Here is a 16,575-nt window from a genome sequence, read left to right on the forward strand (position 1 = left end):
AAGTGATCTGGACCGGTTTTCAGAATTGATATTTATTGTGCCGTCTCGCTGTAAGCTCCGGTTGTCGCTCCGAGCCGATTAACATTAGTCCCCCCAGCGTCTTTCGCCGACTAATGCCCAGTGGAGAGTACGATCCAGACGCTGTCGAGCCCAAGTGGCAACAGCAGTGGGTCGACAACGAAACCTACGCCTATCCCGCAGAGTCGACCGATCCAAACACCACGTTCTCCGTCGACACGCCGCCGCCGACGGTCTCCGGAAACCTCCACTGGGGTCACGTCTACGGGACGATCCTGCAGGATATCGTCGCCCGCTTCGAGCGCATGCAGGGCAACGACGTCTACTACCCCTTCGGCTACGACGACAACGGGATCGCCTCCGAGCGACTCACCGAATCCGAACTCGACATTCGGCACCAAGAGTTCGACCGCCACGAGTTCCAGCAGAAATGTCGCGCCGTCTGTGCGGAGTACGAGGCCAGTTTCACCGAGAAGATGCAGGCGATGGGGATCTCCATCGACTGGAACAACACCTACCAGACGATCTCTCCGGAGGTCCAGCGTATCTCGCAGCTTTCGTTCCTCGATCTCTACGAGAAGGGCCGCGAATACCGTCAGAAGGCTCCCGCGATCTGGTGTCCGGAGTGTGAAACCGCCATCTCACAGGTCGAAACCGAAGACCACGAGGAGGATTCGTACTTCAACGACATCGCCTTCGAACTCGTCGAAAGCGGCGGCGAACCTAGCGACCAAGCCCACGACGAAGACTACGAGTACGACACCGCAACCGAGCCGGGCGACGACATCGTCATCTCGACCACGCGGCCGGAACTGATCCCAGCCTGTGTCTCGATGTTCGTCCACCCCGACGACGACCGCAACGCCCATCTCGTCGGCGGCACTGCGAAGGTGCCCGTCTTCGGCCACGAGGTCCCGATCTACGAGGACGAGCGGGTCGACATGGAGAAGGGAACCGGCGTCGTGATGTGCTGTACGTTCGGCGACCAGACTGACATCGAATGGTATCAGGCCCACGATCTGGACCTCCGCGTTGCCATCGACGAGTCGGGAACGATGACCGACCTCGCAGGCGACTACGAAGGGATGAGCACCCACGAGGCCCGCGAGGCCATCGTTGAGGATATCGACGCGGCAGGTCGACTCCGCGACCGACGCGCCATCAACCACGTCGTACAGGTCCACGAGCGCGACGATGTCCCTGTTGAGTACCGCGTCACCGAGCAGTGGTACGTCAGTGTCCTCGACAAACGCGAGGAGTACCTTGAGGCCGGGCGAGAAATGGAGTGGTTCCCGGACAAAATGTTCACGCGGTACAAACACTGGATCGACGGTCTAGAGTGGGACTGGTGTATCTCCCGGCAGCGATCCTCGGGGATTCCGTTCCCCGTCTGGTACTGTGGGGACTGCGATCACGAAATCTTCGCCGACAAGGCCGATCTCCCAGTCGACCCACTGGCCGACGAGCCACCGGTCGACGCCTGTCCCGAGTGTGGCAGCAGTGACTTCGTCGCCGAAGACGACGTCCTTGACACGTGGGCGACTTCCTCCCTCACCCCGCTTATTAACGCCGGGTGGGACTGGGACGAAGCAAACGAGGAGTTCACGATGGAACGCCCTGAGATCTACCCGATGGATCTCCGGCCACAGGGCCACGACATCATCTCCTTCTGGCTGTTCCACACCGTGATCAAATGCTACGAACACACCGACGAGGTGCCGTTCGACTCGACGATGATCAACGGAATGGTGCTCGACGAGAACCGCGAAAAGATGTCCAAATCGAAGGGGAACGTCGTCGACCCCGACGCTGTTCTCGACGAATACCCGGTCGACGCTGCCCGATTCTGGGCCGCCGGAAGCGCGATTGGTGACGACCTGCCGTATCAGGAAAAGGGCCTCCGCGCGGGCGAGAAGCTGATCCGGAAGCTCTGGAACGCCTCGAAGCTCGTCGAATCGCTTGCGCCCGAGATGGTCGACCAACCCGACGAACTTACCGGGATCGACCGCTGGCTGCTGGCCGAGCTCGATGCGACAATCCAGCAAACCGCCGACTATCTCGACTCCCGTGAGTTCTCGAAGGCCCGCGACGGCCTGCGGAGCTTCTTCTGGGGAACCTTCTGTGATGACTACCTCGAAATCGCCAAACAGCGACTCGACGAGGGTGAGGACCCCTCGGCGGCCTACACGCTCCGAACCGCCCACAAGCGGTTCCTCAAACTGTTTGCCCCACAGCTGTCCCACGTTACTGAGGAACTATATCAGGATATGTACGACGACGGAAGCGTCCATCTCTCGGCGTGGCCAGAACCGCTCGGCATCGAGGCCGACCGCGAAGGTGGCAACGCCGCCATGTCGGTCGTCAGCGCGCTCCGGAAGTACAAAAGTGACCGTCAGCTCCCGCTCAACGCCGAGTTGGCAGCAGTCGACGTCTACGGTCCAATCGAAGGGTTCGAAGACGACATCCGCGGTGTGATGCACGTCGACAATCTCACTGTACTCGACGCTGAACCCGAGATCGAATCCGTGATTACCGAGATCAAACTCGACTACTCGAAGGTCGGGCCGGAGTACGGCTCGCAGGTGCCTGATCTCGAAGACGGAATCGAATCCGGCGACTACGAACTCACTAACGACGAACTCCACGTTGCTGGCGAGGAACTCGGCGCTGACTTCTTCGAGGTCCACCGCGAACGCCAGTACGTCGGTGAGGGTGAGATGCTCGAAGCTGGCGATACCATCGTCATCGTCTCCGAAGAATAGCGAACCGCGCTGGCTTTCTTTTTAGTAGTCGCCTGCTACGTCTACTATGCCTGCTACTCTACGTCGACACCGACTGCCTCATCAATCGAGTCGAACCCATCCCGGTCCAACAGCTCCAGTAGGCCCTCATTAATATCCCGCGCGATGGATGGCCCCTCGAAGACGAGAGCCGTATACAGCTGAACGATACTCGCGCCCGCCCGAATCTTGGCGTAGGCTCCCTCTGCATCACTGACCCCACCGACACCGATGATTGGGGTATCGGTCCGTTCGGCGATAAACCGGATTAACTCGGTTGCCTCGCCCTCAATCGGCTTGCCGGAGAGGCCACCCGACTCGGCTTTGTTGGGATTCTTGAGGGAGTCGGGTCGACTTGTCGTCGTATTCGTCGCAATCACGCCATCCAACTCCAGTTCGTCGACGACTGCAAGTGCGTCTTCGATGGCTGGCTCGGGGAGATCCGGCGATAGCTTCACCAAAAGTGGCTGGGCACCGGCGTCTTTCAGTGTCCCAAGAATCGCCTCCAAGGACTCACGGTTCTGGAGCGATCGAAGACCAGGGGTGTTGGGACTCGAGACGTTGACTGCGAAGTAGTCGCCCGCGTCAGCCACGCGCTCGTACGTGTAGAGATAGTCGTCGGCCGCCTCTTCCAACGGAGTCGACTTCGATTTCCCGATGTTGATACCGAGCGGGACCTCTGGCTGTGGCTCGCTGTCGAGCCGTCGACCGATTCGGTCGGCACCCTCGTTGTTGAACCCCATCCGGTTGATGAGTGCCTCGTCCTCTGGCAGGCGGAACATCCGCGGTCTGGGGTTGCCCGGCTGGCGCTCAGCGGTAACGCCGCCGATTTCGACGTGGCCGAAGCCGAGGGCTTCTAGGACTCGGGGGATCTCGGCGTTCTTGTCGAAGCCGGCCGCGACACCAACTGGATTTGGAAAGTCGAGTCCGAACACAGTGGTCTCTAGTCTGGGGTTAGTGACTGTATACCGTCGACGCAGGAGGTCGACAATCGGTGTTTGTTGGACCGATCGGAGCCCGGTGTGGACCGTGCGGTGGGCTGTCTCCGGCGGTAGGGAAAACAAAACTGGCTTTGCAAGACTGTAGGGACGCATTAGATGGTGTCAACAAGTCCACCGCAATTAACCTCCCGAAGCCGCGGTTCGATGGAAGCGTTAGAAATCGTGTTCGACGTCCTCGGCATCCGCTTTCTGGATGATTATCTTCCCATCACGCACGCGGACGAATACCTCGTCGCCAATATCCATCCCAGCGACTGCGAGTTCGTCCTCGTGGAGATTGACGTGGACGTTGTGATACTCGCCGTCTTCGTCTTTCGCGCCACTCGGGCTAAGCTTTTTTTTGCGAACCATCGCGGGTGTCTGTCTCCACTTCGCCACACCGAATACATAAGTGTTGTTTACCGATTCTTAGGGTTCGATACCGCGCGGTACGTCGATCAGCCGCGAAAACCCCCATCAGCGAGCATGGACCGACCCAAAATCAACCGGCGGCGGCATGATTGTATTTAAAAGTTTGGCCGAAGAGTACTCATTTCCCCGATATATTTATATTCAACTATGTCTTCGGTTGGCATGGTGAGTAAAACCATGGTACGTGAAGATGGTAAACGCAATTTTGCACTACGACAGGATGACGGGGACGAAGAAAGTGTGTTTTCCGGAAACACACCACGACAGGCTGCACTGAAGGCCGCACGGCGGCTTGAACCGGCTCCATCGGAGGATGCAGCCGACCCTGTCGACTTAGAGCTCCGCGAGAAAGGTACAGACAAGGTTCACATCTATGAGGGCTGGGCATGGAACGAGGAGGCACCCGACAACAAGCCCGACTGGATGCCCGAAGAGATCACAGAGGCCAACGTCTCCAAACAAGGGATCGAACATCTCGAGGAGTGACTGCGGCCAGTTCTGACTGATTCTTTTGGGCGTGTCGACAGCGATACTGTTTAGTTTCCCTCGGGGTGAGTCTCACGTGCGCGGCTATTCACCCGACGGGACCGGCTGTAAAAGCAAGGGATGACCGCTCGATCTCCTGCCGCGCTACATTTTGCAGTCCTGAACTTCGTGTGTAGCTGTGAGTAATGCACTGCGTGTTTGGTCGACGGATATCGATTAGTTGTCGACCGATATGGTACGCAATCGCATCCACACGGCATGAAACCGCATGACGTGGCGACTTTGGTTCGACGGGGTTAAGTATTCGACCGGCATTCGTTGTAATGCGAAGGTCGGTCGGGTCACCCCGACTGACACCCGGCGTCGGAATCGCCCGACGGCGGCCATCTCGAAACAATGCCCTTAAGTGTATAAGGGCATTCGGATGGAATGCAACAGACAACATACGAGATTGCAAGGCCGTTCAATTCGGCCGGCACTCGTGGAGCGGATCGAAGCTAGTTCGGATCGCCCGAACCTAGGTCGAGTTCGACGGGTTTATACCCGTGACTCACCTTCGATCTAATCCGAAGAAATGGGGATCCCGCCCCTGCGGTACGCCGTACAGATGGGATCCGACGTTAGCCTTGGTAGTTCGGTGTCACCCGATTGCTCGGAGGATGCCGAACTCGGACCATGCAATGAGACACATTTTGGTGACCAATTTCCCTTCAAGGAAATTGTTCCCGCCAACCCCCAACTGTCTCTTCGAGACAGTTGGACACATTCCGGTTGATCCTGCCGGAGGACATTGCTATTGGGATTCGATTTAGCCATGCTAGTCGTACGAACTTAGATTCGTGGCGAATAGCTCAGTAACACGTGGCCAAGCTACCCTTCAGACCATAATAACCTCGGGAAACTGAGGCTAATGATGGATACGGTATGCACGCTGGAATGCAGCATACTCCAAACGTTGAGACGCTGAAGGATGCGGCTGCGGCCGATTAGGTAGACGGTGGGGTAACGGCCCACCGTGCCAATAATTGGTACGGGTGATGAGAGTCAGAGCCCGGAGACGGAATCTGAGACAAGATTCCGGGCCCTACGGGGCGCAGCAGGCGCGAAACCTTTACACTGCACGGAAGTGCGATAGGGGAATCCCAAGTGCGAAGGCATACTAGCCTTCGCTTTTGTTGACTGTAAGGAGGTCAACGAATAAGAGCTGGGCAAGACCGGTGCCAGCCGCCGCGGTAATACCGGCAGCTCGAGTGATGTCCAATATTATTGGGCCTAAAGCGTCCGTAGCTGGCCAGCCAAGTTCGTCGGGAAATCCACCTGCCCAACAGGTGGGCGTCCGGCGAAAACTGTCTGGCTTGGAACCGGAAGGCTCAGAGGGTACGTCCGGGGTAGGAGTGAAATCCTGTAATCCCGGACGGACCACCGATGGCGAAAGCACTCTGAGAAGACGGATTCGACAGTGAGGGACGAAAGCTAGGGTCTCGAACCGGATTAGATACCCGGGTAGTCCTAGCTGTAAACGATGCTCGTTAGATGTGGCACCCACTACGAGTGGGTGCTGTGTCGTAGGGAAGCCGCTAAACGAGCCGCCTGGGAAGTACGTCCGCAAGGATGAAACTTAAAGGAATTGGCGGGGGAGCACTACAACCGGAGGAGCCTGCGGTTTAATTGGACTCAACGCCGGACATCTCACCAGCCCCGACATCGATAATGACAGTCATGTTGACGACATCTGCTCGAGTCGATGAGAGGAGGTGCATGGCCGCCGTCAGCTCGTACCGTGAGGCGTCCTGTTAAGTCAGGCAACGAGCGAGACCCACGTCCTTAATTGCCAGCACCGGCCCCGGCCGGGTGGGTACATTAGGGAGACTGCCGCTGCTAAAGCGGAGGAAGGAATGGGCAACGGTAGGTCAGTATGCCCCGAATGGGCTGGGCAACACGCGGGCTACAATGGTCAGGACAATGGGTTCCAACCTCGAGAGAGGACGGTAATCTCAGAAACCTGGTCGTAGTTCGGATTGCGGACTGAAACTCGTCCGCATGAAGCTGGATTCGGTAGTAATCGCGTTTCATTAGAGCGCGGTGAATACGTCCCTGCTCCTTGCACACACCGCCCGTCAAAGCACCCGAGTGAGGTCCGGATGAGGCCACGTTCCCGTGGTCGAATCTGGGCTTCGCAAGGGGGCTTAAGTCGTAACAAGGTAGCCGTAGGGGAATCTGCGGCTGGATCACCTCCTACAGATCGAGATCTGCCCACTTCGGGCAGACTCACCGTTCATACTCATCTGCGGTCCGACGTTGACTCTCTCTGAGTCAACGCGATTCCACTCGGCGTTTCCGTGCCATCGGGCACCTTCGAACTACCAAGGCTAACATTTCATCTCGACTCGGTCGGCTTTGCCGACCGAGTTGGGCTCATAGCTCAGCGGCAGAGTGCCTCCTTTGCAAGGAGGATGCCGTGGGTTCGAATCCCACTGAGTCCATCGTTGCGCATCCATGAACCGTGCCCCTTATACGGGTGACGGCATTCGGGTGTAATACGCAGAAACCGATGCACCGTCCCGCGTAAGCGTGGATGGGAAGGGTAGAACACACCGGCGTACCACCTCGGTGTGTGATGATATCGTGTGTACGTGCAATCCAGGCGTCCACTGGACCCAGTACGTTAGAGACCATTGTGGTCTCACCGGGTACAGTGAACATACATTCGAGACACGTCGTGTGTCTCGATCTTCGAGACAGTCTTAGACTGTCTCATCACGAGGCAATCTCCTTTGGAGATTGTCTCAACCATGAGACGATTCAGTTCGTCTCAATCAACTGGCTACTGTGCCAGCTGGTGAATGGCTCGGCTCGAGAGCCGACGAAGGACGTGCCAAGCTGCGATAAGCCTACGGGAGCTGCATGGAAGCAAAGAACGTAGGATCTCCGAATGGGAATCCCTCTCAACAATTGCCTTGCGCAATAGGGAACGTCGGGAACTGAAACATCTTAGTACCGACAGGAAAAGAACGCAACTGCGATGTCGTTAGTAACGGCGAGTAAACACGACACAGTCCAAACCGAATCCCTTACGGGACATGTGGTGTACGGACTGACACTCATCGACCGAAACTTTCTGAGAAGTCTTCTGGAACGGAGCGTGATACAGGGTGACAACCCCGTATCAGAAATCAGTACGTCGTGCGTCAGATCCAGAGTAGCGTGGGTCGGATATCCCTCGTGAAAAATCCCCGGGCATCCCCCGGGAAGACTAAACACTCCTCGAGACCGATAGCGAAAAAGTAGCGTGAGCGAACGCTGAAAAGCACTCCACAAAGGATTGTGCAATAGAGCCTGAAATCAGTTGGCGATAGAACGACGTGGTATACAAGGTCTCTGTCTTAATGACCCATCCGCGAGGATACAGTAAGACGACAGAGAAGCCGATATTGCGTCGTACGTTTTGAAAAACGAACCAGAGAGTGTATCTCTCCGGCGAGTCTAATCTGTGTATCAGAGTAGACGTAGCGAAAGCGACATGGCCGCAGCCTCTTTGAGGCCAGGGCCGCCGTCCTTCAGGGCGGGGAGTCGCAGGGATACGACCCGAAACCGAGTGATCTATGCGTGGGCAGGGTGAAGCGTACCGAAAGGCACGTGGAGGCCCGTTAGAGTTGGTGTCTTACAATACCCTCTCGTGACCTACGTATAGGGGTGAAAGGCCCATCGAACTCGGCAACAGCTGGTTCCGACCGAAACATGTCGAAGCATGACCTCAATCGAGATAGTTCGTGAGGTAGAGCGACCGATTACAAATCCCGCCTCCGAGAGGAGTCGGCTTTGTTGTCAAACTCCGAACTTACGAACGTTGTAGACATTGGGAGTCCGGTGTGCGGGGTAATCTTGTGCACCGTAAGGGAGACAACCCAGAGCTAGGTTAAGGACCCCAAATATGGATTAAGTGCGATCGAAGGTGGTCTCGAGCCCTAAACAGCCGGGAGGTGAGCTTAGAAGCAGCAACCCTCTAAGAAAAGCGTAACAGCTTACCGGCCGAGGTTCGAGGCGCCCAAAATGATCGGGGCTCAAATCCATTTCCGAGACCCAGCAGCATCCCGTTAGGGATGACCACGTAGGTCGGCGTTCTGATCGGGTGGAAGCTCGGGCGAGAGCTCGCGTGGACCGTTCAGAAACGAAAATTCTGGTCACAGTAGCAGCTATAGTCGGGTGAGAACCTCGACGACCTTATGAGCAAGGGTTCCTCAGCACTGTCAATCAGCTGAGGGTTAGTCGGTCCTAAGTCTATCCGTAATTCGAAATAGACAACAGGGAAACTGGTTAATATTCCAGTACCGTCACCATTCAACGCCAACGCCTTGGGAAACAACGAGCCGGGCAGTCGCCCGGTCGAATCGAGGAACTCCGTGGAAGCCGTAACGGCACGAAGCGGACGAATCTCGAGATAGAGAAATTCGTTGGTACCTAGGGCCCGTGAAAAGGCAAGTGTGATGTCCGTACCAAGATCCGACACAGGTGCTCTGGCAGCGAAAGCCAAGGTCTGTCGGGATAACCGGCGTTAGGGAATTCGGCAAGTTAGTCCCGTACGTTCGCAAGAAGGGATGCCTGCTCCGGAATGGAGCAGGTTGCAATATCTCGGAAGCTCCGACTGTCTAATAACAACACAGGTGACTGCAAATCCGCAAGGACTCGTACAGTCACTGAATCCTGCCCAGTGCGGGTATCTGAACACCTCGTACAAGAGGACGAAGGACCCGTCAACGGCGGGGGTAACTATGACCCTCTTAAGGTAGCGTAGTACCTTGTCGCTTCAGTAGCGACTTGCATGAATGGATCAACGAGAGCTTCACTGTCCCAACGCTGGACCCGGTGAACTGTACGTTCCAGTGCGGAGTCTGGAGACCCCCAAGGGGAAGCGAAGACCCTATAGAGCTTTACTGCAAGCTGTCGCTGAGACGTGGTCGCCATTGTGCAGCATAGGTAGGAGTCATTACACAGGTACCCGCGCCAGCGGGCCACCGAGACATCATTGAAATACTACCCGATGGTGACTGCGACTCTCACTCCGGGAGGAGGACACCGGTAGCTGGGCAGTTTGACTGGGGCGGTACGCGCTCGAAAAGATATCGAGCGCGCCCCAAGATTTCCTCACTCGGGTCGGAGACCCGAGGAAGAGCGCAAGAGCATACGGAAGTCTGACAGTGACATTCCCAACGAGTGTCGCTGACGCGAAAGCGTGGTCTAGCGAACCTACGAGGCCCATTGATGGGGCCCGTAGATGACAGAAAAGCTACCTTAGGGATAACAGAGTCGTCACTCGCAAGAGCACATATCGACCGAGTGGCTTGCTACCTCGATGTCGGTTCCCTCCATCCTGCCCGTGCAGAAGCGGGCAAGGGTGAGGTTGTTCGCCTATTAAAGGAGGTCGTGAGCTGGGTTTAGACCGTCGTGAGACAGGTCGGCTGCTATCTATTGGGGGTGTTACGGTATTTGACGTGAACGATCGTATAGTACGAGAGGAACTACGATTGGGCACCACTGGTGTATCGGTTGTCCGTCAGGGCAGTTGCCGAGTAACTACGTGCCACGGGGTAAGAGCTGAACGCATCTAAGCTCGAAACCCACATGAAAAAGAAATACCACAGAGGTCACTCATAGAAGATGAGTTCGATAGATTCGGGGTGTGCGCACCGAGGCAACGAGGTGTTGAGCCCACGAAAACTAACAGACCAAGCCATAATCATACTGCACTGACCCATCGTATTGGGTCCAGGCGCTTACTGGATTGCACACTACACACGAATTAGTACATACCGTACTGACTGATTTGGATTTACAACGGTTCGATTCCGTTGATCAGCCTTACGGCGGCCATAGCGACGAGGTTCCACCCGTACCCATCCCGAACACGGAAGTTAAGCTCGTCTGCGTTCCGCGCAGTACTGGAGTGGGAGACCCTCTGGGAGTCGTGGTTCGCCGCCCCTATTCATATTCGGTGATTCGGCCGGAATCACCCCTCATTCATTAGCCTTCGAGCGACAGCACTGCTGTTGCTCGGGGCTTTTTGTATTTATAGAGCGACAGCGATCTCCGCTGTTGCTCTCCAATTCATATTGGAGCCCAGAGCAGCCGCGCTGTGCAGTATCGAGCTGGTATGTAGTCGACCTCCCTGCCTAGAGTCTCGATACCGTTGCTTCCACGGTGGTTGCAGAACCGTAGTCGGCGTCGTCGACCGATTTTGGCATCGCGTCAGTCTCATACCGACTCTCAAGCGCCGCCGTAAGTGCATCCCGAACGCAACCACGAGCTGCACGCCCCACAGGCGTCGACGATCCCGAAAACTGTGCTTGTTCTCCAGTTTGATCCGTCCCGACGATCACAGCATCGCTCGTCGTTCCCGAAAAGCCAGTCAGGCGGAGTAACGTCGCAGTTTTGGCTTCAGTGACGACCGCAACGAGATTGGCGAGCGCGCCGTCGGGGAGTGCCCGCGTTGTCCCGGAGATGATGTTGATCGTTCCCGGTTGGAACGGAGTGGCTGTGTCGGCGGTTGTCTCGCTGGCAGATCCAGGTGGGAGTGTCGCAGGGTTTGAGACACCAGCGGTGACGATCACCTCGACAGGATCAAGCACGGCCCGCCGGGCGTGTCGTTGGTCGACGCCTGTCAATAGCGCCGGACCTGCCGTGTCGAACCCCGCGTCGGCTTTTCGGCGGTCGACGTACTCTGTGATTTCCGTCTCCGTCCACCCTGCCGGGACGGTGATGTTGTAGGCGACGTCGGCCTGGTGGTGGCCGCCATCGAATCCAGTCGACAGCCAGTCGGTCGTCGGCGAGCGTACCTGCAGGACGTTCGACTGGACCCTCGATTCGAATATCTGATCAGTCACGGAGTAGACGGTTCGGGTCGACTTGCTTGAATGCTGCTGGTCGACGAATGGCCCGAGACCGCTAGGCTTAAGCACGTCTCAGAAGTAATTCCGGACGCGCCAAGGTGGCAGAGTCTGGCCGAACGCATCCGCCTGCAGAGCGGAACCCCCGCCGGTTCGAATCCGGCCCTTGGCTTCCTGCGACGAACGAAGGTGAGGAGCGGAAGCCATACGGATTTGAAGCAGGGAGCAGCTTGCTGCGACCGAGGTTCGAATCCGGCCCGTGGCTTCTTTTTGTATTCTAGTGTCTCTGTTCGTTATGGAGTGTCGTCGACCGTCTCCTCGTCGACTCGCCGAACGGTAACTCGTCGAATTCGGTTCCGTTCGACGGCTTCGACAGTGATCGTGATCCCAACTGTATCGAACTCGACGAGATCGCCCGTCTCGCCCAGTCGACCGAGCTGAGTGTTGACGAGTCCGGCGACCGTTTCGTAGGCACCGTGACGCGGGAGGTCGACGCCGAGGAGGTCGTTGAGTTCGCCAACAGTGACTTCGCCGTTGACGACGAGGCCGTCGGCTGTCGTGCGGATGACTCGTTCTTCGCCGACCTCGACGATTTCGCCGACGATCTGTTCGAGGATGTCCTCGATAGTGACTACACCCTCCATCTCCCCGTACTCGTCGACGACAACCACGAGCGGCTGCCGTTGGGCCTGCATCTCCGCAAGGAGGGTGTCGATCCGCTGGGTGTCGGGGACGATCAGTGCTGGTGACATCACGTCAGCAAGCGTGAGTCCCTCTCGGAGCGCGCGTTCGGCGTCTCGGATGTCGACGATACCGACGACGTCGTCGAGGCTTCCCTCGTAGACTGGCACCCGAGTCAGTCGTTCCTCGGCACAGAGCCCGACGATATCTGTAAGTGGAGTCGTTCGGTCGACGGCGGTGACGTTCGGACGGGGGACCATCACTTCGCGTGCGGTCGTGGATTCGAGTTCGAAGATGCCTTCGACCATCTCTCGCTCCGAAGGGCCGATAGCACCGACCTGTTCGCCGGTTGCGACGAGTCGCTCCAGTTCGGCGCGGGTGAGTTCCGGCCGGTCGACCGTCTCCGAACCGGTGAGGACGTTGATCCGCGTGGAGATCCACTCGAAGACGACGACAATTGGATAGAGGAGGCGCTGAAGCATCGACAGCGGTCGGGCGAATCTGAGTGCGGTGCGTTCGGCGTTGGCAACGCCGTAGGATTTGGGCGCGATCTCGCCGATGAGCAGAATGAGGATGCTCATGACAACTGTGGCAATCGTGACACCGATTCCTGCACCGAAAACTGAGACGACGGCGACAGTGGCAATGCTCGCCATCGAAATGTTGACGACGTTGTTGCCGACGAGGATCGTTACTAGTAGTCGGTGGGGGTCATCACGGAGGCGTGCAAGGATGGCTCCGCGTTTGTCGCCCCCATCCCGGAGTGCCGTAATTCGGTGTCGTTCCAGCGAGAAGACTGCAATCTCGCTGGCCGAAAAGAAGGCACTTATACAGAGCAGGAGCGCGATTCCAGCGCCGACAAGCGGCAGCGAGTCAGTGACCATCGGGTTGGCCTGAGTTTCCGACGGCGACTAGTTATATATACTGTCTGTCGACGCTCAGGTGAACTGCCTCGTTCGATGCGGAGATGGATTCAGTAGTCACGAGACGATCTCGGCTGGCGGTGCGAGATCCCGTCGACCGCCTGCGGTGATCACGAACAACACAGCCAGTCCGACACCGTAGGCGACCATCAGCGGCACCGTGACGAGGAACATGGTTATAATGTCGGCGGGCGTGAACAGCGCGCCGACCGTCAGCAGTGCGACCGTTACCTCGCGCCAGCGTCCCCGCATCGCCCCGTAGGGGACGCCCGCCTTGTTGAGCAGGATCATCAAAATAGGGATATCGGCGAGCAGTCCGATCCCGGCCGTGGTGAAGATGATGAGCCAAAAGAAGTCGTTGACTCGGTAGGTGATCAGCATGTTCGCGGCGGTGGCGTCGGCGACGAGATAGGAGATCACCGCCGGGGCGATGTAGAAGTAGCCCAGCGCGAGGCCACCGAACAGTCCGGCGCTGAGCGAGCCAGTCCACAGGAAGACGACCCACTGGTTCCCTCTGACAGCACCGAGCTGTTTGAGCGCGGGCCACGTGTAGTAGCCCACCATCGGCAACACTGCCAGCACACCGACCAGCACAGACACCTTGACGATGAACAGCACGGCCTCGACCGGGTGGAGTGTGATAATTTCGAGGGAGGCCTCGTCGACCAACTGCGGCGGCATCCGACTCAGGAAGTTCTCCCGGATGACACCTAGTCCACCGAGGTAGAACGCCATGAACGTCCCGACCATGGCGATCAGAAACGTCAGTACGAGTCCGAAGGATCGCGAGCGGAGACTGTCGAGAATAAACATGATATCGGTGTAGTAGCCACCGATATCGTCGGTATCCTGCTCGCCATCGGTGAGTTCGTCGAGGAAGGAGTCACCAGCCCGTTCGGCGCGGTCGCCGAGGTCACCTTCCTGGGCTTGTGCGGCCTCCTCGGCGGCCTCGCGTTCGGCTTCGGTGTCGTCGAACCGGTCGACGATTGCCCGTGCCTTCTCTGGATTATCGGCCTCCAGTGCTTGGCTGGCCATCGCCATCGCTTCGTCTTCGTCGAGGTCGACGAACGCTTCGGGCGGTGCGGCACGGATTCCCTCGGCATCCAGCGCCGAGAGATCGATTGCAGTCGGATCGCCCATATTGGACTCTATCTGGTCGGGGTCGAGTTCGGTGTAGACGAAGTAGGCCAGTCCCAGCAGCGCGAGCGCGAGGCCCAAAATTCCACCGTAGAGACCGAGTGCCACGTTTGGGGTCACACCCAGAGCCGCACCGGCTGGCTGGAGTCGGTAGCTACTGGCAATTGTCCATGGCCCGATGGCCAGTTGTAGACTCAACAGGCTGTTGACCGCGTCGACGCCACCGTACTCGTAGAAGGCGTACACGAAGCCGAAGCCACCGAGTAGGAGTCCGGCGAGCACGTTCCAGTGTCGACTGGCCGTCCCACGGATTTCGATCTGTTCGCTCCCGCGGCGAGCGGTCACGACGATTTTCGCCAGATAGAGACTCAACCCATAGAGAACGATCAGCGGCGCTGCCCACATGATCTGGGTGAAGGGGTCCGGCGGCGAGAAGACCGCACCGAAGACGAACATCCCGAGGACGGCGTACCGCCACTTGTCACGGAACGTCTCGTAGGGGATGATTTCGGCATACGAGAGGCCGGTGATCGCCAGCGGCATTTGGGCGGCCAGACCGAACGAAATCGTCAGGAGGACGATGAACTCCGTCCACAGCACGATTGAGTAGCTTGGGTTCAGTCCGGCATCGAAGCCGAAGCCAGCCAGAAAGCCGAACATGACGGGGAAGAAGACCGCGTAGCCGTAGGCTGCGCCGCCGGTAAATAGGGCTGCTGCAAATAGCCCAATGAGGACGAGTTTCCATCGGGCGACAGGCGTTTGGAGCCACCAGCCGCGCTGTCTGAGTGCATCGCGTGCAAAATAGAGAAATGCCGGCACTGCGAAGAGAATACCGATAATAAGACCGATTTTTGCTTGGAGGAGGATCACGTCGAACGGCGTCTGTGCGATGATCTCGAAGCTCTCGCCGACGTCCGCACGCATTCGGGACTCGGTGACGTTTCGAAGGAAGTCCCAGATGTAGAGCCGGAGAGCGTAGAACGTGCCGAGGAAGCCGATCAGAAAGACGATAAAGACCTTCTGGAGGTCTTTCTGGGCGGCCCGTAGCATCGCACGAGCGGTGGCTGTCGTCTCACCAAGCGCCTGCCTGGTGTCCGCATCGAGCGCGCTAGACATGGCTGTAACAAGCCGACTCGCTGTTATCAACTTTTTCTCTCGGCTACGGGCCGTCGACCCGATTTTGCTCCCACTATGCGATGTGTGGTCGACCAGCCGGGATGAATCAGAAAAGGCCTATAATGACCCGGGGGTGTAATGTAACTGAATGGCCGAGCAACCGGACGCTGGTGATACCGACGAGACCGCGAGCGACGCGGTGGCCGACCCGCCCGTCGACAGCGATGCGTCCGACGCTCCGGTCGACGCGAGTACCGACTCGGTCGACAGCACGACTGCCGACTCCGCCGACCCCGCCGACCCCGCCGACGATACGACGACCGATGGCGGTACGACCCAATCCGGACTCCCGGCCGACGAACTCGACCAGCCCGACACGTCGGTCGTCGACGATGGGATGGTCGGCGACGGTCCACAGTCGGATCAGGAGATGCCGCTTGCAGACCACATCGAGGAGATGATGCGTCGACTCGGCGTCGTTTTTCTGGTCGCCGGGATCGTCACGATCCTCGTCTATCCGTTTGCTGGAGAGACGATCAACTTCCTGTGGGCCTCCCACATTCCGGAGGCCGCCACCAACCGCCCCCGACTGTACGGCCCATTGGAGTTCATCCTCACGAAGCTGAAAGTCGCCGGGCTTGCTGGTATTCTGATTGGGTTGCCGGTGTTCGTCTACCAGACGTATCGGTTCATGCGTCCCGGACTGTATCCACAGGAGCGTCGCTACTATCTCTCCTCGGTGCCGACGAGTCTCGTCCTCGGTATTTTCGGCGTGCTGTTCGCCCACTTCCTTATCCTGCCGTTCATCTTCGCCTACTTTTCGGAGTACACCGAGGATGCGGCAGTCGTCGCCTTCGGGCTGCAAGAAACGTTCAATCTCATATTGATCATGATGGGGTGGATGGCGCTCATTTTCCAGATTCCGCTGTTCATCATGCTGGCGATCATGATGGGGATCGTCACCCGCGAGTGGCTCGAAGCCAAGCGACTCATCTTCTGGGGATCGTTCCTCGGGATTGCGTTTATCTTCAGCCCCGATCCGACCGGGATGGCTCCGATCATCGTCACGCTGACGATGGTGGTGCTGTTCGAGGGGACGCTCGCAATCCGTCGCTGGACCGGGAACTGAGCGCTTTGCACC

Annotated in this window: 8 protein-coding genes, 2 tRNA genes and 3 rRNA genes; 8 read left to right on the top strand and 5 right to left on the bottom strand. The window is 57.9% G+C overall.

Annotation, left to right across the window (positions count from 1 at the left end; all coding sequences use genetic code 11):
• Positions 1 to 113: 113 nt before the first annotated feature.
• Positions 114 to 2,780 (top strand): valine--tRNA ligase, encoded by a 2,667-nt coding sequence (locus HALTADL_RS10610; protein WP_089672009.1) that lies wholly within the window; start codon positions 114 to 116, stop codon positions 2,778 to 2,780.
• A gap of 53 nt (positions 2,781 to 2,833) precedes the next feature.
• On the opposite strand, the gene HALTADL_RS10615 is transcribed toward HALTADL_RS10610, so the two are convergent.
• Positions 2,834 to 3,892 carry a quinone-dependent dihydroorotate dehydrogenase gene (locus HALTADL_RS10615; RefSeq protein ID WP_089672011.1) on the bottom strand — a complete coding sequence of 353 codons (1,059 nt, stop codon included), beginning with the start codon at positions 3,890 to 3,892 and terminating at the stop codon, positions 2,834 to 2,836.
• A gap of 60 nt (positions 3,893 to 3,952) precedes the next feature.
• Positions 3,953 to 4,150, bottom strand: coding sequence for a hypothetical protein (locus HALTADL_RS10620; RefSeq protein WP_089672013.1), 198 nt, complete (start codon positions 4,148 to 4,150; stop codon positions 3,953 to 3,955).
• A 237-nt stretch (positions 4,151 to 4,387) separates the two neighbouring features.
• On the opposite strand from HALTADL_RS10620, the gene HALTADL_RS10625 reads away from it, so the two are divergent.
• The 5 genes from HALTADL_RS10625 to rrf all read left to right on the top strand — a co-directional run bounded on the left by HALTADL_RS10625 (position 4,388) and on the right by rrf (position 10,675).
• The gene (locus HALTADL_RS10625; protein WP_089672016.1) at positions 4,388 to 4,696 is read left to right on the top strand and encodes a non-histone chromosomal MC1 family protein; all 309 of its coding nucleotides are present in this window, start codon (positions 4,388 to 4,390) and stop codon (positions 4,694 to 4,696) included.
• Positions 4,697 to 5,460: 764 nt separating this feature from the next.
• Positions 5,461 to 6,933, top strand: a 16S ribosomal RNA gene (locus HALTADL_RS10630).
• A 174-nt stretch (positions 6,934 to 7,107) separates the two neighbouring features.
• Positions 7,108 to 7,179 (top strand) — tRNA-Ala (locus tag HALTADL_RS10635).
• 332 nt (positions 7,180 to 7,511) lie between these two features.
• A 23S ribosomal RNA gene (locus HALTADL_RS10640) occupies positions 7,512 to 10,433 on the top strand.
• 120 nt (positions 10,434 to 10,553) lie between these two features.
• Positions 10,554 to 10,675: ribosomal RNA gene (gene rrf / locus HALTADL_RS10645) — 5S ribosomal RNA — on the top strand.
• Together the 16S, 23S and 5S rRNA genes with 1 tRNA gene alongside form the textbook arrangement of a ribosomal RNA operon.
• A gap of 188 nt (positions 10,676 to 10,863) precedes the next feature.
• Here rrf and HALTADL_RS10650 read toward each other — a convergent pair.
• Positions 10,864 to 11,574, bottom strand: coding sequence for an adenosylcobinamide amidohydrolase (locus tag HALTADL_RS10650; RefSeq protein WP_089672890.1), 711 nt, complete (start codon positions 11,572 to 11,574; stop codon positions 10,864 to 10,866).
• Positions 11,575 to 11,672: 98 nt separating this feature from the next.
• Between HALTADL_RS10650 and HALTADL_RS10655 the strand changes: the two genes are divergently transcribed.
• A tRNA-Cys gene (locus HALTADL_RS10655) sits at positions 11,673 to 11,749 on the top strand.
• A gap of 121 nt (positions 11,750 to 11,870) precedes the next feature.
• On the opposite strand, the gene HALTADL_RS10660 is transcribed toward HALTADL_RS10655, so the two are convergent.
• Positions 11,871 to 13,142, bottom strand: a complete 1,272-nt coding sequence (locus tag HALTADL_RS10660; RefSeq protein WP_089672891.1) for a hemolysin family protein — start codon at positions 13,140 to 13,142, stop codon at positions 11,871 to 11,873.
• A 96-nt stretch (positions 13,143 to 13,238) separates the two neighbouring features.
• Positions 13,239 to 15,434, bottom strand: a complete 2,196-nt coding sequence (gene tatC, locus HALTADL_RS10665; RefSeq protein WP_089672892.1) for a twin-arginine translocase subunit TatC — start codon at positions 15,432 to 15,434, stop codon at positions 13,239 to 13,241.
• Positions 15,435 to 15,582: 148 nt separating this feature from the next.
• Between tatC (HALTADL_RS10665) and tatC (HALTADL_RS10670) the strand changes: the two genes are divergently transcribed.
• On the top strand, positions 15,583 to 16,563 hold the full coding sequence (gene tatC, locus HALTADL_RS10670; protein ID WP_089672893.1) for a twin-arginine translocase subunit TatC: 981 nt from the start codon (positions 15,583 to 15,585) through the stop codon (positions 16,561 to 16,563).
• Positions 16,564 to 16,575: the final 12 nt, after the last annotated feature.

Source organism: Halohasta litchfieldiae, assembly GCF_002788215.1.
GTDB lineage: Archaea > Halobacteriota > Halobacteria > Halobacteriales > Haloferacaceae > Halohasta > Halohasta litchfieldiae.

Bases quoted from the DNA above. Each gene is read 5' to 3' on its own strand.
- HALTADL_RS10660 (WP_089672891.1), bottom strand. From the start codon at position 13,142: ATGGTCACTGACTCGCTGCCGCTTGTCGGCGCTGGAATCGCGCTCCTG.
- tatC (WP_089672893.1), top strand. From the start codon at position 15,583: ATGGCCGAGCAACCGGACGCTGGTGATACCGACGAGACCGCGAGCGAC.
- tatC (WP_089672892.1), bottom strand. From the start codon at position 15,434: ATGTCTAGCGCGCTCGATGCGGACACCAGGCAGGCGCTTGGTGAGACG.
- HALTADL_RS10615 (WP_089672011.1), bottom strand. From the start codon at position 3,892: ATGCGTCCCTACAGTCTTGCAAAGCCAGTTTTGTTTTCCCTACCGCCG.
- HALTADL_RS10620 (WP_089672013.1), bottom strand. From the start codon at position 4,150: ATGGTTCGCAAAAAAAAGCTTAGCCCGAGTGGCGCGAAAGACGAAGAC.
- HALTADL_RS10625 (WP_089672016.1), top strand. From the start codon at position 4,388: ATGGTACGTGAAGATGGTAAACGCAATTTTGCACTACGACAGGATGAC.
- HALTADL_RS10610 (WP_089672009.1), top strand. From the start codon at position 114: ATGCCCAGTGGAGAGTACGATCCAGACGCTGTCGAGCCCAAGTGGCAA.